The 24,716-nt window shown below is 41.4% G+C and carries 25 protein-coding genes and 2 pseudogenes; 13 read left to right on the top strand and 14 right to left on the bottom strand.

Translation table 11 applies throughout. From position 1 onward, the window contains the following. Positions 1-71: 71 nt before the first annotated feature. The 3 genes from dcm (at position 72) to H6G03_RS02705 (ending at position 4,310) form a co-directional block, all read left to right on the top strand. On the top strand, positions 72-2,459 hold the full coding sequence (gene dcm, locus H6G03_RS02695) for a DNA (cytosine-5-)-methyltransferase (RefSeq protein ID WP_190461816.1): 2,388 nt from the start codon (positions 72-74) through the stop codon (positions 2,457-2,459). A gap of 126 nt (positions 2,460-2,585) precedes the next feature. Continuing rightward, positions 2,586-3,128, top strand: coding sequence for an REP-associated tyrosine transposase (locus H6G03_RS02700; RefSeq protein WP_190461818.1), 543 nt, complete (start codon positions 2,586-2,588; stop codon positions 3,126-3,128). Positions 3,129-3,323: 195 nt separating this feature from the next. Then, the gene (locus H6G03_RS02705) at positions 3,324-4,310 is read left to right on the top strand and encodes an aldo/keto reductase (protein ID WP_190461820.1); all 987 of its coding nucleotides are present in this window, start codon (positions 3,324-3,326) and stop codon (positions 4,308-4,310) included. Between the two features lie 148 nt (positions 4,311-4,458). Here the strand turns inward: H6G03_RS02705 and H6G03_RS02710 are convergent, their stop codons facing one another. From H6G03_RS02710 to H6G03_RS02735, 6 genes are all read right to left on the bottom strand, one after another. Beyond that, a complete protein-coding gene (locus H6G03_RS02710; RefSeq protein WP_190461822.1) occupies positions 4,459-6,033 on the bottom strand; it encodes a metallophosphoesterase family protein in 1,575 nt (524 codons plus the stop codon). Between the two features lie 38 nt (positions 6,034-6,071). Then, positions 6,072-6,212, bottom strand: a complete 141-nt coding sequence (locus tag H6G03_RS02715) for a hypothetical protein (RefSeq protein WP_190461824.1) — start codon at positions 6,210-6,212, stop codon at positions 6,072-6,074. An 84-nt stretch (positions 6,213-6,296) separates the two neighbouring features. Next, the gene (locus tag H6G03_RS02720; protein ID WP_190461825.1) at positions 6,297-7,292 is read right to left on the bottom strand and encodes a glycosyltransferase; all 996 of its coding nucleotides are present in this window, start codon (positions 7,290-7,292) and stop codon (positions 6,297-6,299) included. Between the two features lie 97 nt (positions 7,293-7,389). Further along, on the bottom strand, positions 7,390-7,887 hold the full coding sequence (locus tag H6G03_RS02725) for a DUF29 domain-containing protein (RefSeq protein WP_190461828.1): 498 nt from the start codon (positions 7,885-7,887) through the stop codon (positions 7,390-7,392). A gap of 34 nt (positions 7,888-7,921) precedes the next feature. Then, positions 7,922-8,191 carry a transcriptional regulator gene (locus H6G03_RS02730; RefSeq protein ID WP_190461829.1) on the bottom strand — a complete coding sequence of 90 codons (270 nt, stop codon included), beginning with the start codon at positions 8,189-8,191 and terminating at the stop codon, positions 7,922-7,924. Positions 8,192-8,195: 4 nt separating this feature from the next. Beyond that, complete coding sequence (locus H6G03_RS02735; RefSeq protein ID WP_190461832.1) at positions 8,196-8,537, bottom strand: type II toxin-antitoxin system RelE/ParE family toxin; 342 nt, start codon at positions 8,535-8,537, stop codon at positions 8,196-8,198. Between the two features lie 208 nt (positions 8,538-8,745). Here H6G03_RS02735 and H6G03_RS02740 point away from each other — a divergent pair, with 208 nt between their 5' ends. Genes H6G03_RS02740 through H6G03_RS02750 form a run of 3 tightly spaced genes read left to right on the top strand, consistent with a single transcriptional unit; the run spans position 8,746 to position 9,930 of the window. Further along, complete coding sequence (locus H6G03_RS02740; protein ID WP_190461834.1) at positions 8,746-9,027, top strand: hypothetical protein; 282 nt, start codon at positions 8,746-8,748, stop codon at positions 9,025-9,027. Between the two features lie 5 nt (positions 9,028-9,032). Further along, on the top strand, positions 9,033-9,383 hold the full coding sequence (locus tag H6G03_RS02745) for a type II toxin-antitoxin system VapC family toxin (protein ID WP_206756602.1): 351 nt from the start codon (positions 9,033-9,035) through the stop codon (positions 9,381-9,383). Positions 9,384-9,441: 58 nt separating this feature from the next. Continuing rightward, a complete protein-coding gene (locus H6G03_RS02750; protein ID WP_190461837.1) occupies positions 9,442-9,930 on the top strand; it encodes a hypothetical protein in 489 nt (162 codons plus the stop codon). Between the two features lie 89 nt (positions 9,931-10,019). Here H6G03_RS02750 and ilvA read toward each other — a convergent pair whose 3' ends face one another. Continuing rightward, complete coding sequence (gene ilvA / locus H6G03_RS02755) at positions 10,020-11,531, bottom strand: threonine ammonia-lyase, biosynthetic (protein ID WP_190461839.1); 1,512 nt, start codon at positions 11,529-11,531, stop codon at positions 10,020-10,022. Between the two features lie 273 nt (positions 11,532-11,804). Here ilvA and H6G03_RS02760 point away from each other — a divergent pair, with 273 nt between their 5' ends. After that, the gene (locus H6G03_RS02760; RefSeq protein ID WP_190461842.1) at positions 11,805-13,106 is read left to right on the top strand and encodes a Tudor-knot domain-containing protein; all 1,302 of its coding nucleotides are present in this window, start codon (positions 11,805-11,807) and stop codon (positions 13,104-13,106) included. A 121-nt stretch (positions 13,107-13,227) separates the two neighbouring features. Further along, a complete protein-coding gene (locus tag H6G03_RS02765; RefSeq protein WP_190461843.1) occupies positions 13,228-13,581 on the top strand; it encodes a hypothetical protein in 354 nt (117 codons plus the stop codon). 54 nt (positions 13,582-13,635) lie between these two features. Here H6G03_RS02765 and H6G03_RS02770 read toward each other — a convergent pair whose 3' ends face one another. From H6G03_RS02770 to H6G03_RS02790, 5 genes are all read right to left on the bottom strand, one after another. Then, positions 13,636-14,235 carry a Uma2 family endonuclease gene (locus H6G03_RS02770; RefSeq protein ID WP_190461845.1) on the bottom strand — a complete coding sequence of 200 codons (600 nt, stop codon included), beginning with the start codon at positions 14,233-14,235 and terminating at the stop codon, positions 13,636-13,638. Positions 14,236-14,315: 80 nt separating this feature from the next. Further along, positions 14,316-14,891 (bottom strand): hypothetical protein, encoded by a 576-nt coding sequence (locus tag H6G03_RS02775; RefSeq protein WP_190461847.1) that lies wholly within the window; start codon positions 14,889-14,891, stop codon positions 14,316-14,318. 133 nt (positions 14,892-15,024) lie between these two features. Then, on the bottom strand, positions 15,025-15,363 hold the full coding sequence (locus H6G03_RS02780; protein WP_322111838.1) for a type II toxin-antitoxin system PemK/MazF family toxin: 339 nt from the start codon (positions 15,361-15,363) through the stop codon (positions 15,025-15,027). After that, on the bottom strand, positions 15,363-15,599 hold the full coding sequence (locus H6G03_RS02785) for a CopG family ribbon-helix-helix protein (protein ID WP_190461851.1): 237 nt from the start codon (positions 15,597-15,599) through the stop codon (positions 15,363-15,365). Before H6G03_RS02785 ends, H6G03_RS02780 begins: the two co-directional genes overlap by 1 nt. Positions 15,600-16,012: 413 nt before the next feature. Then, the gene (locus H6G03_RS02790; RefSeq protein ID WP_199315102.1) at positions 16,013-17,074 is read right to left on the bottom strand and encodes a ParA family protein; all 1,062 of its coding nucleotides are present in this window, start codon (positions 17,072-17,074) and stop codon (positions 16,013-16,015) included. Between the two features lie 429 nt (positions 17,075-17,503). Between H6G03_RS02790 and H6G03_RS02795 the strand changes: the two genes are divergently transcribed. The 3 genes from H6G03_RS02795 to H6G03_RS02805 all read left to right on the top strand — a co-directional run bounded on the left by H6G03_RS02795 (position 17,504) and on the right by H6G03_RS02805 (position 19,114). Then, a complete protein-coding gene (locus H6G03_RS02795) occupies positions 17,504-17,812 on the top strand; it encodes a type II toxin-antitoxin system TacA family antitoxin (protein WP_190461855.1) in 309 nt (102 codons plus the stop codon). After that, on the top strand, positions 17,787-18,305 hold the full coding sequence (locus tag H6G03_RS02800) for a GNAT family N-acetyltransferase (RefSeq protein WP_190461857.1): 519 nt from the start codon (positions 17,787-17,789) through the stop codon (positions 18,303-18,305). The genes H6G03_RS02795 and H6G03_RS02800 overlap by 26 nt, the downstream gene beginning before the upstream one ends. Positions 18,306-18,442: 137 nt before the next feature. After that, on the top strand, positions 18,443-19,114 hold the full coding sequence (locus tag H6G03_RS02805) for an HAD family hydrolase (protein ID WP_190461900.1): 672 nt from the start codon (positions 18,443-18,445) through the stop codon (positions 19,112-19,114). A 65-nt stretch (positions 19,115-19,179) separates the two neighbouring features. Here the strand turns inward: H6G03_RS02805 and H6G03_RS02810 are convergent, their stop codons facing one another. Beyond that, entirely contained in the window at positions 19,180-19,986 is an 807-nt protein-coding gene (locus tag H6G03_RS02810) for a hypothetical protein (RefSeq protein ID WP_190461859.1), read from the bottom strand. Between the two features lie 557 nt (positions 19,987-20,543). Here H6G03_RS02810 and H6G03_RS02815 point away from each other — a divergent pair. Together H6G03_RS02815 and H6G03_RS39670 are read left to right on the top strand one after the other, a co-directional pair. Continuing rightward, positions 20,544-22,877, top strand: a pseudogene (locus tag H6G03_RS02815) (COR domain-containing protein); the annotation flags it as partial. A gap of 198 nt (positions 22,878-23,075) precedes the next feature. Next, positions 23,076-23,960 (top strand): annotated as a pseudogene (locus H6G03_RS39670) (CHAT domain-containing protein); the annotation flags it as partial. Between the two features lie 58 nt (positions 23,961-24,018). Here the strand turns inward: H6G03_RS39670 and H6G03_RS02820 are convergent. After that, entirely contained in the window at positions 24,019-24,621 is a 603-nt protein-coding gene (locus tag H6G03_RS02820) for a 2OG-Fe(II) oxygenase (protein WP_190461863.1), read from the bottom strand. Between the last annotated feature and the right edge of the window lie 95 nt (positions 24,622-24,716).

Raw genomic sequence — 24,716 nt, forward strand, 5'->3', positions numbered from 1 at the left:
TGACAATTTGTATATTCTTTGAAAAAATTATAATTTTCTTAATAATTGGGAAGTTAATTCTAGTAATAAAAATGAAAACTCTTACTAAAGATGTCTATTCACCTAGTCAAATAGAATCTATCGATCCATGCAAATCAAAATTGGAGAAAATTGGTTTTACTTTTGTCGATCTATTTGCAGGAATAGGAGGATTTAGAATTGCATTAGAAGAACTGGGTGGGAAATGTTTAGGTTATTCCGAAATTGATAAAGCAGCGATCGAAGTTTATGAAAAAAAATTTATTAATAATTCTAATAGCGCGGATATCAGGTTAGGAGATATTCGCAATATCGATAAATTTCCTTTTCAAGTAGATGTAGTAGTGGGTGGAGTGCCCTGCCAGCCTTGGTCTGTAGCTGGTAAGCTTAAAGGGTTCGACGATCCCAGAGGCGAACTTTGGTTCGATACCCTGAGAGTTGTGAGAATAAATCAACCCAAAATTTTTATATTTGAAAATGTAAAAGGCTTAATTGAACCAATAAATAAAAAACATTTTGAGCATCTAGTACGTAGCTTTCAAAGCATAGGATACTTTGTCAAATGGCAGCTACTAAACTCTTATGATTTTGGTTTGCCACAAAATCGGGAAAGAGTTTTTATAGTAGGGATAAGAAAAGATTTAGAAAACGCCCAAGAATTTAGCTTTCCAGAACCATTGGAAATTAAACCTAAACTCTATAGCTTTATTGATGGGGTAAAAGATTGCAGTAATTTTAATAAATCAAAAATCGAACCTCAAATTTTATATGGAGATAAGAAAATACCGCGATCGAGAAATCGGTTTCAAAAAGATGATGAATTAAATGATTTTTTTGTCTTTTGCGATACTAGAGATGGTCACACCACTATTCATTCCTGGGATATTATCAGGACTAGCGAAAGAGAAAAATTGATTTGTTATACCATTCTGAAAAACAGGAGAAAGAAAAAATATGGCTCAAAAGATGGAAATCCTTTATCTTTTGAAGATTTGGCAGAATTAATCCCCGACCTCAAACAGGAAGAACTAGACAAGCTAATTAGAAAGAATATTCTTCGGTATGTAAAAAACCAAGGATATGAGTTTGTCAATTCTAAAAATTCGGCAGGAATCAATGGCATTTATAGAATCTTCCTACCTCATTCAGATATTATACCTACATTGACAGCCACAGGCAATAAAGATTATATAGCAAACATTTCTATAGAAGGCTGTGAAAATCCTGAAGAATATAAAGATAAATTTATTAAAGAGATTTACCAAACCAAAATTTTTAAACCTATTTCTGCTAAAGATGCTGGAAAGTTGCAAGGATTCCCCGATTGGTTTATCATGGCAAAAAATGAAAGTAGTGCTAAAAAACAATTTGGCAATGCTGTTACCGTATCGGTTGTTTCCAACTTGATGAAATCATTACTAACGCAGGTTAATTTTTATAAAGGATATGATAGTGCTACCGAATATGGTATTGATGATGAGAAAGAATTAAAGCATCAGGCCAAACAAGACATTAATTTGCAGGTAGAAGCAAAGAAAGAGGCCAAACAAGAAATTCATGCTTTAGTAAAGTTTGTTGCAGATACGCAAAGTGCAATCCAGAATAAAGCGACAAAAGATATCGAACAATTAGCGATGTCTTTCCAAGATACTCAGAAAGCAATTGAACAAAATACCCAAGCTGTAGCAAATGCTTTGGTGAACAGCGAAAAACAGGCACGTGAGTGGCTTCAACAAACAATTCAAGTAGGAGGAGAAGTTCTTAATTTTATATGGAAAATAGTAAATGAGTTATGGAGCAGATATTGGCGAGATCGAATAATAGATGCGATTAGAGGCCAAAGACCAAAGCATTTTAAAGCTAAAGAAGTTGTCAGAAAGCTTAAGCAAGATTATCCCTATGAAACAAATCGGCAAATTGCTAATCGTTTAATTTATGAAAAGGCATTGTTTGTCACAATAACAACACCGTTACCAATACTAGCGGCTGGAATTCCTAAAGTAGGGACTATCGCATCAAAAATAACTGTAAAATTTTTAGGTATCAGAGGGCTACTGGTAGAAATGATTTATCAAATCGGAGTTTGCTACGGTTTTGATGAATTTAAAGAAGGTGATTATTTAATAATTTTTACTTGGGCTTTGCGAAGAGAGAAACTCGCAAAGTTAGGTATTGATTTTTTATTATCAGATTCAATACCTGACCCGCTCATTCCCGCCGTTACTAATATGATTGTGTTTTTATCAGTTGGGTATGCAGCCTGTGAGTTTTATGAAGCCAAGGCAAAAGGAGCAGGAAGCCCAATAGCCTCAATAGAGGCTTATACGTCTTTACTGCGAAAAATCGATGCTTATTTAGAAGAAGCTATTTTGGAACAAAGAACTATAGAAGCTACTGTAGATGAAGCGATCACCGTAAAAGAGAACCTAGAATCAATCTGAGGAGAAAGCGAACCTAAAGATTTAGTTTGTAGGTTGGGTTGAGCGATAGCGAAACCCAACACCAACCGACTCAATATTAGCCAAACCAACAAAAGGCAATACCCATCAATAAGCTAACTAAAAGCTATGGAATATCGAAGAGCAAAAATAGAGGGAGGGACATACTTTTTTACCGTCGTCACCCACAATAGACGAAAATTTTTATGCCAACCCGATAACATATCCCTACTAAGAAACGCTTTTCGATACGTAATGGAACACCATCCATTTAAAATAGATGCTATTGTCGTGCTACCAGAGCATATCCATTCCATTTTGACTTTACCAGATGGAGATTATAACTTCTCCAAACGTTGGCGTTTAATTAAAAATTACTTTACTCGGAGATGTGCTGTGGAGTATAAGACGAAAATATCAAAATCAAGGCAAAATAAACAAGAGCAGGCGATTTGGCAACGTCGCTTTTGGGAGCATCAAATACGAGATGAAAAGGATTTTACCAATCATGTAGAGTACATACATTACAATCCCGTAAAACATGGATTAGTATCAGCACCGAAGGATTGGGAATATTCTAGTTTTCATCGTTATGTCAGAGATGGAATTTACGATCTAGAATGGGGTGCAGAGGAGGAAATTTTATTTGATGAAAGTATCGGAAATGAGTGATTTTGGCAGTAGGTTGGGTTTCGTTACCTCAACCCAACTAGATCGAAGGCTTTGTTGGGTTTCGCTACTGCATAGAGATTTTGGTCTTAGGTTGGGTTGAGGTAACGAAACCTAAATAAATCAAAGGACTTGTTGGGTTTCGCTATCACTCAACCCAACCTACTGAGAAGATGGGATAAAATTTGGTAATTAACCATGAAAACACGACAGTTAGGGAAAAGCGGACTTACGGTTTCTGCGATCGGCTTAGGTTGTATGGGAATGTCGGATTTCTACAGCGATCGCGACGATGCTGAATCAATTGCTACCATTCATAGAGCGTTGGAATTGGGGATAACCTTTCTCGATACCGCCGATATGTATGGGCCATTTAAGAACGAAGAATTGGTGGGAAAAGCGATCGGCGATCGACGCGATAAAGTAATTTTAGCTACCAAGTTCGGTATCGTTCGCAGTGAAGATGCAAGCTTTCGCGGTATCAACGGTAAACCGGAATATGTACGTAGCGCCTGCGAAGGTAGTTTGCGGCGTCTTGGCGTAGAAACGATCGATCTTTATTACCAGCATCGAGTCGATCCCAACACACCCATTGAAGAAACCGTCGGCGCAATGGCGGAACTGGTAAAAGAAGGCAAAGTTCGCTATTTGGGACTTTCCGAAGCGAGTTCGGAAACATTGCGTCGCGCTTACTCGGTACATCCCATTACCGCATTGCAAAGCGAATATTCCCTATGGAGTCGCGATCCGGAAGACGGAATTCTCGACACCTGTCGAGAACTCGGCATCGGTTTTGTTCCCTACAGTCCACTCGGACGCGGTTTTCTCACAGGTCAAATTAAAAAATTCGAGGATTTAGCTCCCGATGATTATCGCCGTCAATCACCCCGTTTTCAAGGGGAAAACTTTGAGAAAAACCTGGAATTGGTACAACGCATCGAAGAAATAGCGCAACAAAAAGGTTGCCTTCCCGCACAATTAGCTTTAGCTTGGGTATTAGCGCAAGGTGAAGATATTGTTCCCATTCCCGGTACCAAACGGCGCAAATATTTAGAGGAAAATGTCGGTGCAGTCGATGTGGAATTGACACCGGAAGATCTCCAACGCATCGATGAAGTTGCACCCAAAGGTGTCGCCGCTGGATTGCGCTATCCCGAATCAGGGATGAGTGCAGTCAATCGTTGATACCAAGCAATTGGAGACTGAGAATAAAAGGAGGAAGGCAGTTTTTTTACTCAAAACTCTGTACAGATGTTGTGTGCAAAGTCCTTACAAACTGAAAACTCAAAACTCTCCTAGTCCCTAGCCCCTAGCCCCGACGCCCTAGCCCCTTTCATATGACAAACGGTTCCATCGCGCTACTATTCCACTCGTGCTGGAACCATTCAGCGATAAACGGACGCACGATAAATTTTGGCGATCGACCTTCCTTAACATCAATTCGTAAAAAAGAATAAGGTCGTCGCTTATTTTTACCCTGTCCTTCACGACCCACAAATAACAGAGATTCTGCTATCTTTCGGCTGGAAATGCCAGCAGCATCCTCAAAAGTTTCCGTCAATTCTGGCCCCTCAATTCGCTGACGGCGCAAGCTATAACCGCTACCACCGCAAACAATCCAGTTGAGATGAGAATCAGCGTGTCCGGTATCGCCAGTGCGAATATATTCCAAGCAGTGCGCGTGACCGTTTAAAATTAAATCCACTAGCGGACGACCTTCTGGTAGCGAACCCACTGCTGAAGAAACTTCATCTAATACTTGGCGGAGGCGACGGCGAACTGCCAATGTTTGTCCTTGATACCACTTCGTCGCTTCGGTAACATAAGGGGGATGGTGAAAATAAATTATACGTCCGCGCACTTCTTTTGTGTGCCAGGATGCAATTAATTTTTGTTTTAGCCAATCAAGTTGTTCAAAATCGGTAACGGTTGTTTCATTCGATGCCAATTGTTTGTTGATGTCCAGTTCCATTTCGTCAATTTGCTCTAATTTTGCCTGCAAATCGTTGATATATTCAGCTTCTTCCGGTAAGTTCGGATCGAGATTGCCAGAGGTATCGAGGATTTGCTCTTTTTCTTGTTCCAGTTGAAGAAGACGCTTTTCTAATTCGCGCCGATAAGCTTTGCCTTTGCGAGTTGTAGGTAGGGGTAGTGGCGCGTTAAAGGTATTCGAGTCAACCGCAAAAAAGTCAATGCCGCCATAACGGAATGTGTAATAGCGATTGGGTAAGCGGGTAAAGCGTCCTGGTTGATAAGAAAGACAGCGCCCTGTATCGGTTTTGGCAGTATAATATCGGTCAAGATGACGGCCAAGTTCTGCCTGGTTCTGGAAAGCTTTGAGATAGTCAAGAAAAGCCTGTGCGTAAGCTTTGCCTTGAAAAGAACCGTGCAGCATCACATCAAAATCTATCTGAGATTTAAGCAGGCGACGAAAAGGCAGTGCAGTTTGTGCAAGCAAACCTAATATCAAGGAAACATCATAATAATCGTGATTACCTGGTACTGGTAAAATTGGTAGGGTGAAGGTCATGCGATCGTATGCAATGCGTTTTGGTTCTTCGCCACCCAGTAGAAATTCTCGGTATGGTTTGATGAAATTTTTCGGGTAATATTCGCTGGAACCAACTAGATAGATTACATCTCCTGTGTGCAGGACAAAACTACTGTTTTCTTTGTGCGCCAGCATCAATTCTGCTATTTTTCTTTGCGGGTTGTATCCCCGATGATATCCCGAACCGCTATCGCCGATCACCAAAAATGAAAATTCTGGATTTTCGGCAAAACCATCATCTATAACCATCCGGGTTTGATCGATTCCCCGTTGGGTAATGAGTGGATCTTCCCACCGCACTCTTTCCTTCATTTTGCGGATTTTAACGGAAATCGGCGGCTCAGATAAGAATGGCATAGCTGAAAGCTCTATAATTGCAAAATTTCTAACGTTATCTATATGCTGGCATTAATAATTGTACCTGCTTGGTGTAAAAATGTATCTACCGTTGATGTGTTTTTGTTTAACTGCACAAATGTGTTACGCAACACGGCGGCGATCGCTTCCTCAAGTTGATGTCGTGCAATTGCACTCAATCAGACCTACGAAACCGGGTTTCTCAACGAAAAATCAGTATTTCAGCTAAGAGTATTTGCAAGAAACGCGGTTTCTTGCTTTTTTCAACTAAAAAACTTTTTTCTCACCTTAGCAACTATCCTTTGCGTCAGTAATTTCGCCATCCGCATTCTCGTTAAACTCTTGATATTTGATGGCTGCTCTTTTTTTAGATCGAAAAACTCATTTATATCGGTCAAAATAACATTTAACCGTTTAATGATATTTTCATAACGATACTCGGCCAAAAAATATTCCGGTAGTACGATCGGTGCTGAACTTGCCAGCACTTTCTGGATGCGCTGGATATCGTACTCTTTTGAGTATCCGGCTATTTTATAGCAATTAAATCCCGGATCTAAATAATCGGATAACCCACCGTTGACGCTGGAAAATACCTGACACCCACACGCGATCGCTTCCATTGGTTGCAAACCAAACCCTTCACTGACTCCCTGTAGCGCCCAGTACTCGGCGGAGTCATACAAATAAACCTTTGCTCGATTGAAAAGACCGGGTAAATCTTCTACATAGGAATCAACAACGCAGACTTTAAATTGTTTCTGCAAAGCCGGAATCAATTCTTGCAAGAGATATTCAGAAGATTTGCGGACTTGGACTAAAACATCAATATCCCGCTCAAGGTTTAAATTTTGAAATTCATCAGAAATTTGATTGGGCAAATAGTAAATGAGCGAGTAAGGAGATGCTTGTCCCCAATACCCCATCGTATTTCGACTAACCGTAATAATTGGAATACTAGCTGGAAGCTTGAATCCATACCCACTGCTGTGAGCGTGATAAATCACATTATATGGTTTCAGCTTGGCAGCTAGTTTAGGGACATCAAATCCCCAACTAATCGCCAAAATAACATCATCTAAATTTGGCTCTTTCAGCAAGTCATCTAAAAAAAGCGTGTCTTTTTCCCGCTGACGATAAGTCACGACTTCCGCACTGCAAACTTGCTTAGCAAGATTGTATGTTTTTAACTCTGCCCAAAGACCACCGCAAGCAAATTTTTTACCTGTACCGGGAAGCAAAAAGTAAAGTTTTCTCATAACGTGACATTCCTATACAAGATTGGCTGTAGGCGATCCTACCCGCTCAAACTTATCATACAGATGCTAATCTGAGCTAGTTTTGCTGAATAAGCCATTATTCCATTAAGTCATCCGCCGCAAGTTCACCTGGATAAAAGCGATCGCTAAAAATTTCTTCTAACGTATACGGGCAATTTTCAGGAAAGCTTTTGAGTGGCAGGTTTGTTTCTCCGACAGCCAGATCTCTACCACTCTCATATATTTTTTGAATTGCTTCTTGCAGATAAGGTTTGAGACTGGGATTTTCTTGCAGTAATTCTTGAGTATCGCGACGCTGAACGCGAATTGTCATTAACCAACTACGGCTTCGTCGTTCCGGCTGAAATTCCCATTTCAACAGATGTCCGATTAAAACCTTTAATCGATTTCTCAGTTCTGCACGCTGTTGTTTTCCCAAAGATTCAATCTCCTCTATTAAATTAGGCAAGTCAAGCTGACTCCATTGCTGATGTTTGAGCAGTTTCGCTTGTTCTTGCGTCCACGCATAAAAGTCAGTTTCATAAAGGCTTGGCATTAAGGCTTCAGGTGTTGGTTCGGTTTGTGGTGTTTGCATAGAAGGTTTATAACATAGCTTTTTGCGATCGCATTTATCCTACACTAGAGATAGCCTCTCCAATTTCTTTAGGAGTTGCACCTGTAGCTAGCATAGCTCGGATCAGTAATTCGATCGAAACAGAAGCATCGGCATTTTCAGCTAAGGCAATACTTAGCGTTTTTTGTCGCTCTTTTAAACTACGACTGAGGGCTAATTTAATTTCAATTAATGCGGTTTCCTCTGGGGTCAGTTCTAAAAATTCGGAAACCGTTCCAACTTTCCAGCCCTTTGCTTCTAGGCGTTCTCTTTTAGCTCGATCCATATCACTATTCCTCTGAATCGCTGTCATATTTACTCAGTCGTTTTTTGCAGATCTTAATTACGTTAGCAGGTGTGGATCTTGTCGTTTTATTAAACACCTCCACAATTAAAATTGCATCTTCATCAATTCGATAAATAATTCTCCAATTCTTGTCTGCATCCCGAACTCTTAATTCATAACAATGGTTGCCAATACTTGGCATGGGTCTTGAATGTGGCAATCCCAAGTTTTCACCCTGTTGCAATCGCCTCAGCAGTACGCCCGTTTCAATACGTGCTTCCTGACTAAATGGTGGTGTTTTGACCTCACCGTGTAACCAGACTAGAGGTTTACTATCATCATCCATGTTCGCTATATATCATATCTAATATATTCTATACTCTCTGCGCCAAACCTTACTACATCGTCGCGATCGCATTTATCCTACACTAGAGATAGCCTCTCCAATTTCTTTAGCAGTCGCACCTGTAGCTAGCATAGCTCGGATCGCAGACGAAAATATCTAACAAGCTGCTATACTAATTGATAAAGTTACTTGCATAGTTTATATAAATATGGAAATCTCGATCGAAGAAATAGTTCACAAACTGCATTCTTTACCAGAAGCCAAAATTCAGTCAGTGCTTGATTTCGTTGATTTTCTAACTTTGCATAAAGAACGTTCAAGAGTAAAAGAAGCTGAATCTAAAGATGAGATATCTGCAAGGGAGGATGAAGAATTGGAAGCGATCGCAGATAATTTAGCCGATCAATTCGAGGCTTGTGTAGGAACGAATGTACCTGTACTATCAGACTATGCTGTGAGTCGCGCTGGCATTTACGAGGAACACCCATAACTGTGATGTACTTAGTCGATACTAACGTGCTGTTGCGCCTTGTCGATCGCTCTCACTCACTTCATCCAACTATCAGAACAGCTATCCGAAAACTACGCCAAAATGGTGATAGTTTACATATTACCTCTCAAAATTGTGTTGAATTTTGGAATGTTGCTACACGCCCTATTGAAAGAAATGGATTTGGGCTGAATCCTGCAAATGCCGATCGACTATTGCGGTTGATTGAAAGACTTTTTTCATTATTGCCTATCTCTTTGACTGGACTGGTGCTGTCGATCAATATGCTAATTATGACATACTATTGTCAAGGGATACTTATAAGGTCTAGAATACAAGATGTTAGCAAGCAATAAAACTCCACGCTCTTTCTTCAAAACCCTTTATCCCAAAACAATCTACTGAATTTACTCTATGACTGGTTTATGGAGTCAGCCTGAAATTCCACATAAAGGATGGCGATGTATAACAGTAATCGATGTACGTGAGGACGGTAGTTCACCGGAGGAGACAGATTACGCAACCTGTGAGATGTGCGGAAACGAACGTATTCGGTTTGTCCATATCTTAGAACATGATGATTTCGATGGCCAACTTGAGGTTGGCTGTGTGTGTGCTGAGAAGCTGAGCGATGACTATATTAATCCCCGCTTGCAAGAAAATAAATTGAAGAATAAGGCGGCTCGAAAAGCAAAGTGGCTGACGAGAAAGTGGCGCATTTCGGACAAAGGTAATCATTTTCTAAATATAGATGGATATAATCTGGGTGTGTTTCCCAATAAGTTTAATCCTGGACACTGGAAATATCGCATCGGTTCCAAATTTAGCAAAAGCTCTTTCTTGTCCATCAAAGAGGCTAAGCTAGCCTTATTTGATGAATTTTGGCAATTAACTCAAGAGTAATTGGCATGATTTTTTTTGTGTAAGTCTGCATTTGAGTTTTATTGAGCGTGTACAGCGGGATAAAACGGATTATCAATTGCCCGTTCTCTCTACCCCAAAAACAACTTATAAGCCAGATTGTTACTTTCATCCCAATAGCGATATCCCAGCGTATCGAGAAAAGCTTCCCACTCTTTCATCTCATTGGGCGGCACTTGAATTCCTACTACAATTCGCCCGTAATCTGCACCATTATTGCGATAGTGGAACATACTGATATTCCAGTTCGGACTCATGGAACTGACGAATTTCATTAATGCGCCGGGACGTTCGGGAAATTCAAAACGGTAGAGCAATTCATGGTGTGCGAGGGTAGAACGTCCGCCTACCATGTGGCGCAAATGTAATTTTGTTAATTCGTCATCGGTGAGATCGATTGTTTTGAAACCACAGAGTTCAAAACTTTCGACCATTTTGCCAGCGTCGGCACGGTTTTGAATTTGGACGCCGACAAAAATATGTGCTTCTTTTTCATCGGCAATGCGATAGCTAAATTCAGTTAGATTGCGTCTGCCAAGACATTCGCAAAACTTACGCAGACTGCCCGGTTGTTCGGGAATATTGACGGCATAAATGGCTTCGCGGCGTTCGCCAAATTCTGCTCGTTCTGCGACAAATCTGAGCCGATCGAAGTTCATATTAGCACCGCAAGCGACGGCAACTAAGGTTTTTCCTTCGATTTGTTCTCGTTCGACATAAGCTTTTGCACCTGCGATCGCCAACGCACCTGCTGGTTCTAAAATCGATCGCGTATCCTCAAACACATCTTTAATCGCCGCACAGGTAGCATCGGTATCCACCAGCACTATTTCATCTACGTATTGCTGACACAGCCAGAAAGTTTCTTCCCCCACTTCCCGCACCGCTACCCCATCAGCAAATAAGCCGACTTGCGGCAATCTTACCCGTTTGCCAGCTTTGAGCGATCGATACATCGCATCCGCATCCACCGGTTCGACGCCAATAATCTTGATTTCCGGGCGTATCCGCTTCACATACGCCGCAATACCCGAAATCAATCCGCCACCGCCGATCGCCACAAAAATAGCATGAATCGGTTGCTGATATTGGCGCAAAATTTCCATGCCGATCGTACCTTGTCCGGCAATCACATGAGGGTCATCAAATGGATGTATAAAAGTTAACCCTTTCTCTGCTTCCAACTGACGGGCATACGCATAAGCGTCATCGTAGGTATCGCCATACAACACCACCTCTCCTCCCCTAGCTTTCACCGCATCCACCTTAACTTGCGGTGTGGTGACGGGCATAACAATAATCGCTGTAGTCCCCAATTTCCTTGCACCAAGGGCAACTCCTTGGGCATGATTTCCCGCCGATGCAGCAATTACCCCCTGTGCTAACTTATCCGGCGGCAAATTCGCCATCTTATTATATGCACCGCGCAGCTTAAAGGAGAAGACAGACTGCATATCCTCTCTTTTGAGCAAAAGTTTGTTATTTAGCCGTGCAGAGAGGTTGGGGGCATAGTCTAGAGGCGTTTCTTCGGCAACATCGTAGACGCGGGCGGTGAGGATTTGAACCAGGTAGTCGCAGAACATGGGGTCGAGGGGGTGGCAAATGGCAGATGAATATAATCTTACTTTATATGTATACCCATTCTGCGGGCCATACAAGCGATCGCTCGAATTATCCGGATCGCTATCCGATCGGCCAGTAATATTTAATTATTTTTTTATTTTAATTTTTTACTTTGAATTATTAATAAACCTTTAAATATTATCCTCATATTAAATATTATGAATAACTCCCCTTTTTGGGGATATCTTAGAATTTAATAAGATTATTGCGTTCTATAGTTCCAGAATAAACACATGGGCAAATCCATTATTCAGCTAGTTGACGAGTTACCAAATGATAGTATTACTGTCAAAGCTTTAAAGGCTCTGGATTTCGTTGCCCCAGGTCAATGGAATAATTTGGTGGGTTTTGATAACAGTATCCGTGCTATTACCGGAGAAAGCGATGCCAAAGTAATCCAAAAAATTCGCGATCGAGCTGCATTCTTATATCAAGATTCTCAACAAGGCTACCAAACAGCCATCCAACTTTATCAGGTAATTGATAAAGCAGACGTAGCAATGGGAACGGCGGCTTTAGCCAATAAAGTAGGTGAAAAAATTAGTTTCCTCTCTTTTTTAGGCAATATCACTCCCAAAGCAGACACCGCTCAAACTGTCGATCTGTTATTGAAAATAGCAGTCGAAATTATTGCCTTCTGCAAACTTAACGGTATTCCTAATCCCAACCCGCAAGAGTTTGCGAATTCTCTCAGCAACAATTATCAAGATGCCGCCATGATGCGGATGAGCGCTCTAGTTTGCCTAGATGGAATGCTCCCATTAGGGCCAGACTTCTTGAGCAAAATACACCAAATGATTAGCGGTTCAAATGCTGGCGCAGTCGCTCAAAATCCTGCCTTTACAGCCGTACAAAACTATCTGCCCGGTAGTAATACCTCTGATAAATTCGGTTTTATTACTCAGAGTTTCAACGCCGTGCAAGGTTGGATGAACGGCTTAGTATCTAAGACAGGCGTTACTCCCCAAGCAATCCTCAGTCATGTGGGTAGTTTTATCCAAATTGCTGATGATAATTTAGATTTCGTAGCGGCATTTTTGGATCAAACTACTAACTATTACGAACATACCGGGATTCAAACTGTAGCTCGCCGTTTAATTTTGCAAGCACATACTTTAGTTAAAGCAGAAATCGAACAAGAAAAACAAAGTTCTCCCCAAAGTAGCTCGTCGGGCGGACAATCGGCTAGTGGGTATGCAGTCGGTCAAACTGTAGAAGTTTGGGATGAAGACGACGAAGATTGGTATCAAGCAACTATTCTGAAAATCAAAAAGAACGAATACTTTGTTAATTACGTCGGTTACGGTTCATCTGATGACGATTGGGTTGATGCGTCCGATGTGCGTGTTCGCGATCGTAATTCATCCGACGATAATGGATATGCAGTTGGTCAAATAGTCAAAGTTTGGGATGATGATGAAGAGGATTGGTATACAGCAACTATTCAGGAAATCCGAGGCAATCAATACTTTATACATTATCTAGATTATGACTCGTCCTATGATGAGTGGGTCGATTTAGATGAAATTTCCTAATGGCTGAATGGGGAATTGGTAAGTAGGTAGTAGGTTAAGATCCCCGACTTCTTCAAGAAGTCGGGGATCTATAAATGATTATCTTTTAAAGTTTATATATGATCGTATACAATCGAAGATTATGAACAGAACTTTCTATAATATTTTAGGTTTTCTCTCTGTAATTGCAGGTATTTCTCTCATCTTGCAAATGCGAGAGATATTAGCCACCAGACCCCCTGAAAATCTACCATTATTCTATTGGGGTACAGCCGGACTGGTGGGAGTGTGCGTTGTTATTGCCATCTTTTGTTTCTTCCCCAAAAGTCACCCATATACACTGCGAATTATTGGTGCGATCGGTCTAGCTTCCACCATCTATTATTTATATGAAGCTTTCCACAATGGTAACTTTTTTCAAGTAGGAACAGCACTTTTATTCTGGTTACCTGGCTCTATTTACTTAATAGTCAAAGGTAAAATGACCGATTCTTAATCACTCTTGCCAAATCAAATCTTCATTTGCGTTCATCTGCGGTAAAAAATATTTCTAATCTTCGCTACTTTCTATTACCTCAAACTCAACCTTATCGTAAATATCTGCCAGTGTGATTTGAAAAGAAATAGAATTTAACGAAATCGTTTCATCTGCATCATCATACTCAGCAAAAGTCCAGCGTTTATTATCCGTTTTGAAGAACTGCTCGACGTGCATACTATATTGCTCGATGAGGAGATATTCTTGAAAAGTAGGAATAGTTCGATAAGCTGAGAATTTAGCATCTTTATCATAATTTCGAGTCGAATCTGACAAAACTTCAGCGATGATTAACGGATTAGTAATCGTGTCTCTCCGTCCCTCTTGGAATTGCAACTCACCCTGAACTACCATCACATCAGGATAAGTATAGATGCGTTTTCTCGGAATCCAAAGACGTTGATCTGTAAAGAAAACGTCATAGGGTTGACGCTTGAGGGCAAAGTTTAAAGCAGCATAGAAATTACCAGCTATTCTGTTGTGATTTGGCATTCCACCAGTCATTAGAACAATCTCCCCATTAATATATTCATGGCGTTCTTCTGAGTTAACCTCAAAATCAAGATATTCTTCGGGAGTGTAATATTTTTTATCTTCTGCTTGCACAATCATTCGATTTTAATCTCCCAAGTTCTAGGAATTACACGGAACCGGGTTTTTTACTAAAAGAAACCCGGTTTCTTACTAAACTACTAATCGGGTAATGCAAATCCCGTGCGAGGATCGCTGATATACAAACCGAGAACTAACGAATTCATCACCGTATCCCATACCGGAGTCAAGCGTTCCGCATCGTCTACCCAGTAATCAAAAGTAATCAAACACTGAACACCAGAACCTAACCCAATGCAAATTCGCGAATAAGCTTCGCGGTTTTCTTGAGGGTCGATAAACTTAAATTGAGTCCAAACGACGCGGGCAGTTTGACGCTTGAGTTTAATAATTTCGCCTTGTTCGATCGGTTTTCGCTCATCTTCTCGAACTAGCTTCTTTAATAGGGGAACTAGCGGAAAATCTGTCCAATCAGCAGGGGGCAACAAATTATACGAAACTTCTAAGCGACAATCATCGTTTGGTGGCTTTTTGTCCAGAAACCGGAACGATTTCTCATCCGGTTCAAAATACCAATCCTCCGGGACATCGAACCGAACAGCCCCCCGCCCAGCTACAAAGATGCGAGTTCCTGGCGTTGATTTCCAGTTGTGGTCTTCTTTTAACTCTAGGGTTTCTTTAATCCATTGGAGATCGTGCTTTTTGCGCTTGGACATAGCCCCTCCCTTGTTGACCTCATTCTTATTGTGCCGTAGGTTAGGCTTCAATGGCGAATGTGTTACCTTATGAAATTGGTTTACAGTTAAGTGAAACTTACGGATATGTACTTATATCGAAAATCCTCAATCGTTAGAGATAAAGCACTGTCCGTAAACCTTCATCTACTTCTTCTTGCAAGCTGACTGGTAATGCACCAATACGCTCAGTTAAAAATGCTTTGTCTACAGTAAATATCTGGGAGACATTTACAACTGAATCTCTCGGTAAACCCGTCGCGTCACGCGGTAATAAAACATTGCCCGGTGCGTTAGCAAGTTCGATATTAGAAGTAATAATGACAACAATCACTGTCCTGATGCGACTTTGTGTGAATGTATCATCCTGAATAATTAGCACAGGTCTACGATAACCCGGTTCTGAACCAATTGGATCGGGTAGCTGCGCCCACCAAATTTCACCGCGATACACTACCAATTCTCCTTTGGCAGAGACATAAATTGCATTGTTGCCATAACTGTGTCTAAATCTGAAGATTGTTGAGAGTACACTTCGTTTAGTTTCGATAAAGTCCGCTCTCGGTTATATCGCCGCAAATATGCTTTCAATGCTTCGGTATATAGTTCGCTGCGAGACATCCCCAACTGTTGAGCAAGTGCTTCAGCTTCTTCAAAAATTTGGTCTGGAAGAGAAATATCTGTTTTCATAACTAGATTCTTCAAGTAGTTGGTAAATTAGTTATATCAAATTTATACTCAATTGTTCGATATAAAGGTTAACTTTAATAGATTTTTCTTATTGTGTTGTAGGTTGAGTTGAGGGATTGGTGGTGCGATCGCTTATCATGTATCTACACTACTTTATCGTGATTGCCCATGAACTCAGCCCAAGAGTCGATTAGTCTAAACGTTTCTTCAGCCTCTGTTCAGCTAGGAGAAAAAGCAGTTCGATTAGAACTTGGATTACAACTTTACACGCAGAAGGTTTTTAATTTCAATCAGGTACAAAGTTTGTTAATACTGTTAAATTATGTAGTATTTAAAGAAGTGCGCTCGCAACTTTAAATTTAAAGAGCGAGCGCTTAAAAATTAAATAAGCTGTAAAAAAGGGAAGATTTTGATTAGAAATGAGTAATGATGAAGTCAGCTAACTTGTCATACTCTTCATCCATTTTTCTCATTAGGTTCTTCTGGTCTTGAGACCAAGTACCTCTACCAATATCCCGTGTTGGTCTGTGTTGATGTAAATATTTAATAGGCACATTCTGAACAATACTGTCAGGTGCCATCACGTTCAAGTCTTCTATGTTTGCCACAGGTATTTTTCCAACAAATTCGGGAACAGCTTTGTATGGTTTAATGCCGTTTAACTTAGGTATCAATTGATCCTCAATAGAGGCTTGTACTTTCTCAAATTGTGCCCTATCTGCTCCCGTTTTTTCAATCTCACTAGAACCAGCTTTTTTCCTAGTATCAAACCCGTTGAAAATCCAACCACCGAATTTTGGTTGTCCCTTTTTTGGCAATATTTGATCGTATGAATTAGATTGAAGAAAACGAGTCTTACCTTGTTCCCAATCTTCTATAAATCTGGGTAAAACCTGTCCAATTAAACCGACACAATATGCCGAAAATAGGTCGGCTGTACAGGGAACCAGAAAATAATCGGAAGAATATAGTGCTGCTCTGACAAGTGTATTAAAAGATGGCGGCAAATCTATTAATACAAAATCATATAGAGTTTGATATTCTTTCTCTATTGCATCAACTAAGCTGGAAGGCATTAAAAAGCGATATAAACCAGCGCCTCCAATAACATCAGTACCAACATTGAGAATATCAGAAAAGTTATTGAGCCAAAAATCACCTGGCACAATATCTAATTTGCCCTTGGCCGGAGCAACTTTTGGTTTATCAATGTAAGGAACTCCTGGGGCACTCTGTTGAATATAAGGGAGAGCGAATGAGCGAATAGTTTTGCCATAGGGTAATTCTTTTGAACTTTCTAAAAAACTTGAAAATCCCTCATTGCCTAGTGCAGCAATAGATAAATTACACTGAGGATCAAAATCAATAGCAAGAACTTTCTTATCTTTTTCTGCTAATGAAGTAGCAAGATTCCAAATAGTTGTTGTTTTCCCAACGCCACCTTTATTGTTAAAAAGTGCTATTAGCTTTGCCATTGGTACCTCCTTACTTCTGAGCCAATTAAGTACTTGTCTTCGTTGGAATACTGGTCCAGACTGTAGTTGTTTTATAGGAACAGGAAAATTGGAATATCGCTTTCTCCAGTTTCCTACAGCAGCAGGACTAACATTTGCTATTTGAGCTATTTCGTACAACCCAATCAGATCGTCATTGTGCATAGGGCTACACAATCAGCATTTTTGTGAACTTTATTCACAAATTATTGTGAACGATATTCACGGCTGTGTCAAGAGGCTCTGTGAACTTAATTCACAAGAGATGATCGAGGCAGGCTCTCTATCGCTAAGGAATAGCGTAAGGTTTGGGTAGCACCCAGATATCAGCCTACTCGTCCTTCCACTCATCCCATTATCGATGCGGCATTTTGCCGTATAATATAGAAACCATCCGATCGTCAATTCACCATGCCTAGAGCCACTCCCTCCCAACCATCAGCCCGATTAGAAGCTCGCGTCAGCCCAGAAATTAAAGCCATTTGGCAAAAAGCGGCTGACTTAGAAGGGCTTACTTTGACAGATTTCGTCATCGCTAGCGTTCAAGCAGCAGCTTCCAAGGTGATCGAACAGCACCAAACACTCAAACTTAACCTTGAGGATAGTGAAGCTTTTGTGAATACTCTCCTGAATCCGCCGCCGCCAAATGAAGCACTGAAAGCAGCCGCTTTGCGTTACAAACAAGTGATGAATAATGGGACTGACGATCGAACCTCTTGATAGCCGCAAGCATAATCGCTCAACTTTCTGTTGTGGGAAAGAAAGCCTGGACAATTACATCCGCAAACAAGCATCCCAGGATCTCAAGAAGCGAGTGGCAATGGTATTTGTTTTAGTTGATTCTCCCAACACTGATGTTATTGCCTATTACAGCCTTTCTTCCTACACGATCGCATTAACAGAATTGAGCGAATCTTTTGCCAAAATTTTGCCTCGGTATCCCCTACTTCCTGCTACTTTGCTCGGTCGTCTTGCAGTCGATCGCACTCAGCAAGGTAAACGTATAGGTGAGTTAATTTTACTAGACGCGCTTAAGAAAGCACTAGAGGCAACATCACAAGTGGCATCTTTAGCTGTAATAGCAGAAACTTTGGATGAAGAAGCAGTTAAATTTTATCAAAAGTATGGTTTTGAACCGTTTAAACAAAACCCGATGAAACTATATTTACCCATGCAAGCTGTGGAAGTACTTTGTCAAACTTTTAATATCTAGAGGATATTGCTACGCAACGCTAGCCCGATCGCACCATCAAACTATGCCCAAAGTATCAAACTCCTCCTCATAGAGACAGATGAGGGTTTGCGATCGCTATGTCAATATCGAACAATTAAAGGTTGCAGGAGAAGATGATGGCGCTAGAGGGTGTAATTTTAGATGTGGACGGAACTCTGGTTTTAAGCAATGATGCTCACGCACAAGCTTGGGTAGAGGCATTTGCTGACTATGGGTATGAAATTCAGTTTGAAAAAGTGCGCCCCCTCATCGGTATGGGTGGCGATCTGGTAATTCCGAAAATGGTGGCGGAACTCAATAGCGAGGAGGGTGTTGGCAAACAAATTTCCGAGCGCCGCAAGGAATTGATTATCAAGAAATTCTCTTCCCAGTTAGTTTCCGCCAATGGTTCGCGAGAGTTAGTTCAAAAGATGCAGGACGCTGGGTTACATTTAATTATTGCTAGTTCGGCTACTTCGCAAGAGATGGATGTTTTGCTCAAAATTGCCGGTGTAGACGATTTAATTCCGGAACATACAACTTCTAACGATGCAGAAAACTCAAAACCAGCACCGGATATTGTGGAGGTAGCTTTGAAAAAAGCTAACCTGGAACCGGATAAAGCGCTGATGTTGGGCGATACTCCTTACGATATTGAATCTGCTGGAAAAGCGGGAGTAGGAGTTATTGCTTTTCGTTGCGGTGGTTTTAGCGATGAGCAATTGTCTGATGCGATCGCAATCTACGACGATCCAGCGGATCTGCTGCAACAGTACGATCGCTCTCCCCTAGCTGAAATGGCTTCCTAGAGGCTCAGAAACCGGGTTTCTGACAATTCACGCAGATAAACCCGGTTTCTTTTGGCTGACAATCCCTAAATTTTAAACACCTGAAAAATATCTCGATAGCCGTTTTTGGCAGTTGCTTCTAATTCTTTCCTTTCCGTTTCAGTAAAATTAGTTTGCATTTTCCCATCATCGGAAAATACAACTTCTAACCGCCCATTATCATCGAAAATAACAAGATCGCTATTATGGAAAAAGCGAATTGCCCTCACTTTATTATTCTCAAACCAAAATCCTAAACCATCTCCCGCTTCGGTAATAACTTCGGAAGCTTGCACAGGTTGACCGTTGATGGTGCAAATTTGATAGGTTATGTTACCTTGCGTTTTTTTGGTTTCTTGGCAACCTTGAGTGATTTGTTCGAGTAGTCGCACTTTGGTGTTATAAAATGCTTCCTCGGTTGCAGGTTCAATTCGATTGCCTAACGAACAAACATAACCTGATATAGTTGCTTGTAGGCTATCTGTTTCAATATTTTGCCATGTTGCATTGGGTAAGGAAACGAAACTAGCCTTAGTTTTAGATTCAAACGAGCCTTGACGAATTGACCTTTGTTTGTTAGTTACGCAATCTGTTTCTATGCGACCGTAAGTACCGTCAGGTTGAATCAAATCGTAGGTGATTACACTTTGACTTTCATCTAATTTTATGCTATTCGTGTCAATGTAGATCGGTTCAGATCCGGTATCTGGAACGGCTTGCCATTTTGCACCGGTGAAATCTGCGGATAAATTTTGATAGGAGGCGATCGCAGAATTTGGCAGAAACCCGAAAGCGATCGAAGCAAAAGATAGGAATCGGAAAAGTTTCTTATGTTTTGTCGTGGTGAGTTGCATGAAGGTAATCGCTATTTTCTGTTATTCTTAACCTGTTTTTGGTTGGCTTTAACTGCCCTATATTCTACAATGAATGGGGGAATAGGCTTGAAAAACCGGGTTTCTTTACGCAAGAACTAGGGTTTCGGGTTTAGCTATTTGCAAGAAACCCGGTTTTGACGCCTGGTGCAAGATGTGCGTAAGTCCTATATACATCAATTACGATCGGCAGATTCAAACTGATAAACATAAAACAAGCGGCTCAATTTTTGCAGCAAACATCCTCCGAATCCCAACCTTGCATAAAAAAATAGCTCGCTTTTTTGGCGTGTCGAGTCAGGATGAGCGATTCTATTACCGAATCGTGATTGGAAATGGGGGAATGGACGCTCTCGCCAATGACTGAGAGGATTTGAGTAGAAGCAATTGGTAATTGTGCTTTTTGTTTGCGCCTAGATATGGCCCCTCTTTGTTCCAGAAAGAAGGTTAGAAATGCGTAAAATGCCGGGATTGCTGGCGACTAAATCTCAACTGTAATTGTTCGGCTATAGTGTTGAATGATGGTTTAGCGAATGGTGATGACTGAGGAAGAACTGCTGCGGGTAATTGAACAGGCGGCGGGGGAGGGGTGGACGGAACTCGACCTCTCTGGCAAGGAATTGACGGTTTTGCCGCCTGAGATTGGCAAGTTGACTCAACTCAAAAAACTGATTCTCGGTAAATATGAGTATGACGAAGATGGCGATATCGTCGGTCCTATCGGGAATGAGTTAAAGGCTTTACCTGCGGAAATTGGAGAACTCAAGCAGCTTGAAGAACTTTGGATAGTTGACAATCAACTGAGCCAACTGCCAGCAGAATTCGGTCAACTGACCAATCTGCAATCCCTCTACCTCAGCGACAATCAACTGAGCCAACTGCCAGCAGAAATCTGTCAACTGACCAATCTGCAATCCCTCAACCTCTACAACAATCAACTGAGCCAACTGCCAGCAGAATTCGGTCAACTGACCAATCTGCAATCCCTCTACCTCTACAACAATCAACTGAGCCAACTGCCAGCAGAATTCGGTCAACTGACCAATCTGCAATCCCTCGACCTCAGCGACAATCAACTGAGCCAACTGCCAGCAGAAATCTGTCAACTGACCAATCTGCAATCCCTCGACCTCAGCAGCAATCAACTGAGCCAACTGCCAGCAGAAATCTGTCAACTGACCAATCTGCAATCCCTCAACCTCTACAACAATCAACTGAGCCAACTGCCAGCAGAATTCGGTCAACTGACCAATCTGCAATCCCTCTACCTCAGAGGCAATCCAGTCCCTATTCCACCGGAAATTTTGGCTTCAGGGAATGCAAAAGAAATCCTCGATTTCTATTTCCGGACACAAGACCCAAAAGAAACCGAACCTTTCTACGAAGCAAAATTCTTGATTATCGGTGAAGGGGGAGCAGGTAAAACCTCTTTAGCCAAGAAAATTGAAGACGAAGCTTACGAACTCCAACCAGAGGAGAAATCAACCGAAGGTATTGACGTACTGCGATGGGATTTCCCACACAACGGACAAAATTTTCGCGTCAATATCTGGGACTTTGGCGGACAGGAAATTTACCACCAAACTCACCAATTTTTCCTTACCGAACGTTCTCTTTATGCCTTAGTTGCAGACAGTCGCAAGGAAAACACAGACTTTTATTGGTGGCTCAAAGTCGTCGAATTGTTAAGCAATAATAGCCCCGTTATCATCATCGAAAATGAAAAACAAGACCGGAAATGCGAGATCGACGTGCGCCAGTTGCGCGGAGAATTCACTAACCTAAAAGAAGCACTGCCAACCAACTTAGCCACCAATCGCGGTCTATCAGAAATAAAGAAAAATATTCAGCTTTACATCAGTAATCTTCCCCACGTCGGTACACCTTTACCAAAACTCTGGGTAAGAGTTCGTTCTGCCCTAGAAAACGATTCCCGCAACTACATTAGCCTGGAAGAATACCGCACTATTTGCCGACACAATAAATTAACTGACAGCAAAGATATGCTGCGGTTGAGTCAATATTTGCATGACCTTGGCGTTTGCCTCCACTTCCAAAAAGACCCTGTACTAAAAAATACCATCATCCTCAAACCGGAATGGGGCACAACTGCGGTTTACAAAGTGTTGGACAATAAAAAAGTAAAGGAAAATCTGGGCCGTTTCACACAGAATGACCTCGAAGATATTTGGCATGAAAACGAATATGCCGATATGCGAGATGAATTGCTGCATCTAATGATGCGGTTCAAACTTTGCTACCCAATTCCCAATTCTCCCAACACCTACATTGCCCCTCAACTACTCGATATCAACCAACATGAGTATAATTGGGATGAAACCAACAACCTAATTTTGCGCTACGAATACGAGTTCATGCCTAAAGGCATCCTCACCCGTTTTATTGTAGAAACCCACCCTTGGATTGAACAACAAAAGCTGGTTTGGCGAAGCGGCGTTATCCTCAACAAAGACCAAACTCGCGCCGAAGTCATCGAAAACTACAATCAACGAGAAATTAAAATTCGCGTATCAGGAAACCGCAAAAAAGAACTGTTAGCAGTCGTCACCCACGAACTAGAAAAAATCCACCAATCTTACGAACGATTGCAATATAACACCCTGGTTCCCTGTAACTGCAACAGTTGCAAAGGCAGTCAGGAACCTTATTCCTACCCTCTGGATAAACTGAAGAAGCGCTTAGATGCTGGTCGGTATAAAATTGAGTGCGAAAATAGCTATGACGAAGTAGATGTCCGAAGATTAATCGATGATGTCAATCTGCAAGTTTCTGGAAGAGAACAGGAACTCACCCCCCGCGTTACACCTTTACAACAAGAACTCTCCCAAGAGAGAGATGAATCTTTAAACCGTCAAAACCTACAACCTAAACTTACCATGAATTACCTCGATTTTCAACTATTAGTGACAGCAGACAAGAAAATTCGCGCTTCCTCAGATCAAGGTGACGATTCGGGCGAATTGCGCTTGGAGATGAACAGAATAAAGCTTACATTAAAACTAATTGAATCTCGACAAACAGATACCGATTTACTCAAAGCATTAGGCGGCGAACTCTACCAAGCACTTTTCCCCCCAAAAATTCACAGCCATTTAAGAGCTACAATAGCAGGCGCAAATGCTCATGGAGACAACGTGCGCCTGCGCTTAACTTTTGAATCTCCAGAACTAGCCGCCCTACCTTGGGAATTTCTCTACGATGAAAGTACTAACACCTTTCTAGGGAATAACACCCAAACCGTACTCTCCCGTTATATTGACGTTCGCCTAGAAAAGCGCGACCTCAAAGCCAAAGCCGCCAGCAAACCGCTAAAAATCCTGTTAGTCATTTCCAGTCCTACTAACTTAACCAAATTAGATGCTGCTGGCGAAGAACGTCTCATCCGCGAAGCCCTAGAAAAACACATCAATGCAGGCGAGATTGAATTAGATGTGCTGCAAGAAGCCACAATTCGCAACATTGACCAAAAATTGTCTGAAAAGCCTTACAATATTTTTCACTTCATCGGTCATGGTGAATTTAAGGACAATAAAGGCTTTATTGCCCTCGTAGATGAAAACAAGAATTCTAAATTATTAGATGAAGTAGGTTTCGCCAACTTGTTTTTAGGCAACCGCAATTTAGGTTTAGCTGTGCTAAATTCCTGTCAAGGTGCAGAACTGTCTTCCAATCAAGCATTTGCAGGTTTATCACCTAACTTAGTCCGGCGCGGTATCCCCGCAGTAGTAGCCATGAAATATTCTATCCTCGACAGCACAGCCAAGCTTTTTGCTGACTATTTCTATCGGTACTTAGCGCTAGGTTTGCCTGTAGATACAGCCATTCAAAAAACTCGCAATGCCATTTCTATTAATGTTGGACTGGATAAACCCGACTTTGCTACACCAGTTCTTTATATGCGAGCGAAGGATGGCATAATTATGAGTGGATTGTAATTAGAAATTTCAGTAGGACTTACGCAGAGCGTCTAAATCTTTAGTCCTAACTGTTAACCTACTTCTTTTTCGCCTTCATCGCCCTAGACTCGACTGTAAATGCTGGAATTTCTTCTAGTTCGGTTTCGCTCAAACTGTATTGTTCGCAAACTAAACTCAGACGAGTTCCAGTAGTTTTCACCGCATTCACAGAATGAGTTAAATCTCCCTGAAAATACACTAGCGTGTTAACCTGCGGTTTAATTTGTCCGACTTGCTGTTTGTAATTTCGCAACACTAATTCTCCACCTTCCAAATGGGGTGGTACTTGCACGTAAAGCACGCTGACAACCATCGGAGGATCGATCGCTTTGCAGTACGATCGCAATGAGCGATCGATATGCGGATCGACGCGAGAACCTTCCTTGAGCAGTAGGGGATTGAGGTAAAAAGCGTTACACGTAGGCTGTAACGCCCGGTCTAGATAAGGTTTGAAGAAGGGAAACCGCTGTTCGACTTCCCCAATGTGCGATCGGTGAAACACCACCGAAAACCCTTTAGTACCAACAAAATCGCGGTTGAGGTTATTAGTAGCAAAATAAGGACACGCCAGAATCTCCCCGCGCAAGTCATTGAGGTAATTAATTGAGAAGGCGTCCCGTTGTTGAGAATAGTAGTTCAAGTTTTCGACAGGTTTAGCAGTTTCAAATCGTTAGTAGTCCGCCAAATTAATTTTGATGGGTTGTCCTCCTTGAGAAACCCCTCAAAAATAGCTTG

The sequence above is a fragment of the Aerosakkonema funiforme FACHB-1375 genome, assembly GCF_014696265.1.
Taxonomy (GTDB): Bacteria; Cyanobacteriota; Cyanobacteriia; order Cyanobacteriales; family Aerosakkonemataceae; genus Aerosakkonema; species Aerosakkonema funiforme_A.

Excerpts from the sequence above, each read along its gene's own strand:
- dcm (WP_190461816.1), top strand. The coding sequence starts at position 72 with ATGAAAACTCTTACTAAAGATGTCTATTCACCTAGTCAAATAGAATCT.
- H6G03_RS02700 (WP_190461818.1), top strand. The coding sequence starts at position 2,586 with ATGGAATATCGAAGAGCAAAAATAGAGGGAGGGACATACTTTTTTACC.
- H6G03_RS02705 (WP_190461820.1), top strand. The coding sequence starts at position 3,324 with ATGAAAACACGACAGTTAGGGAAAAGCGGACTTACGGTTTCTGCGATC.
- H6G03_RS02710 (WP_190461822.1), bottom strand. The coding sequence starts at position 6,033 with ATGCCATTCTTATCTGAGCCGCCGATTTCCGTTAAAATCCGCAAAATG.
- H6G03_RS02720 (WP_190461825.1), bottom strand. The coding sequence starts at position 7,292 with ATGAGAAAACTTTACTTTTTGCTTCCCGGTACAGGTAAAAAATTTGCT.
- H6G03_RS02725 (WP_190461828.1), bottom strand. The coding sequence starts at position 7,887 with ATGCAAACACCACAAACCGAACCAACACCTGAAGCCTTAATGCCAAGC.
- H6G03_RS02730 (WP_190461829.1), bottom strand. The coding sequence starts at position 8,191 with ATGGATCGAGCTAAAAGAGAACGCCTAGAAGCAAAGGGCTGGAAAGTT.
- H6G03_RS02735 (WP_190461832.1), bottom strand. The coding sequence starts at position 8,537 with ATGGATGATGATAGTAAACCTCTAGTCTGGTTACACGGTGAGGTCAAA.
- H6G03_RS02740 (WP_190461834.1), top strand. The coding sequence starts at position 8,746 with ATGGAAATCTCGATCGAAGAAATAGTTCACAAACTGCATTCTTTACCA.
- H6G03_RS02745 (WP_206756602.1), top strand. The coding sequence starts at position 9,033 with ATGTACTTAGTCGATACTAACGTGCTGTTGCGCCTTGTCGATCGCTCT.
- H6G03_RS02750 (WP_190461837.1), top strand. The coding sequence starts at position 9,442 with ATGACTGGTTTATGGAGTCAGCCTGAAATTCCACATAAAGGATGGCGA.
- ilvA (WP_190461839.1), bottom strand. The coding sequence starts at position 11,531 with ATGTTCTGCGACTACCTGGTTCAAATCCTCACCGCCCGCGTCTACGAT.
- H6G03_RS02760 (WP_190461842.1), top strand. The coding sequence starts at position 11,805 with ATGGGCAAATCCATTATTCAGCTAGTTGACGAGTTACCAAATGATAGT.
- H6G03_RS02765 (WP_190461843.1), top strand. The coding sequence starts at position 13,228 with ATGAACAGAACTTTCTATAATATTTTAGGTTTTCTCTCTGTAATTGCA.
- H6G03_RS02770 (WP_190461845.1), bottom strand. The coding sequence starts at position 14,235 with ATGATTGTGCAAGCAGAAGATAAAAAATATTACACTCCCGAAGAATAT.
- H6G03_RS02775 (WP_190461847.1), bottom strand. The coding sequence starts at position 14,891 with ATGTCCAAGCGCAAAAAGCACGATCTCCAATGGATTAAAGAAACCCTA.
- H6G03_RS02785 (WP_190461851.1), bottom strand. The coding sequence starts at position 15,599 with ATGAAAACAGATATTTCTCTTCCAGACCAAATTTTTGAAGAAGCTGAA.
- H6G03_RS02790 (WP_199315102.1), bottom strand. The coding sequence starts at position 17,074 with ATGGCAAAGCTAATAGCACTTTTTAACAATAAAGGTGGCGTTGGGAAA.
- H6G03_RS02795 (WP_190461855.1), top strand. The coding sequence starts at position 17,504 with ATGCCTAGAGCCACTCCCTCCCAACCATCAGCCCGATTAGAAGCTCGC.
- H6G03_RS02800 (WP_190461857.1), top strand. The coding sequence starts at position 17,787 with ATGGGACTGACGATCGAACCTCTTGATAGCCGCAAGCATAATCGCTCA.
- H6G03_RS02805 (WP_190461900.1), top strand. The coding sequence starts at position 18,443 with ATGGCGCTAGAGGGTGTAATTTTAGATGTGGACGGAACTCTGGTTTTA.
- H6G03_RS02810 (WP_190461859.1), bottom strand. The coding sequence starts at position 19,986 with ATGCAACTCACCACGACAAAACATAAGAAACTTTTCCGATTCCTATCT.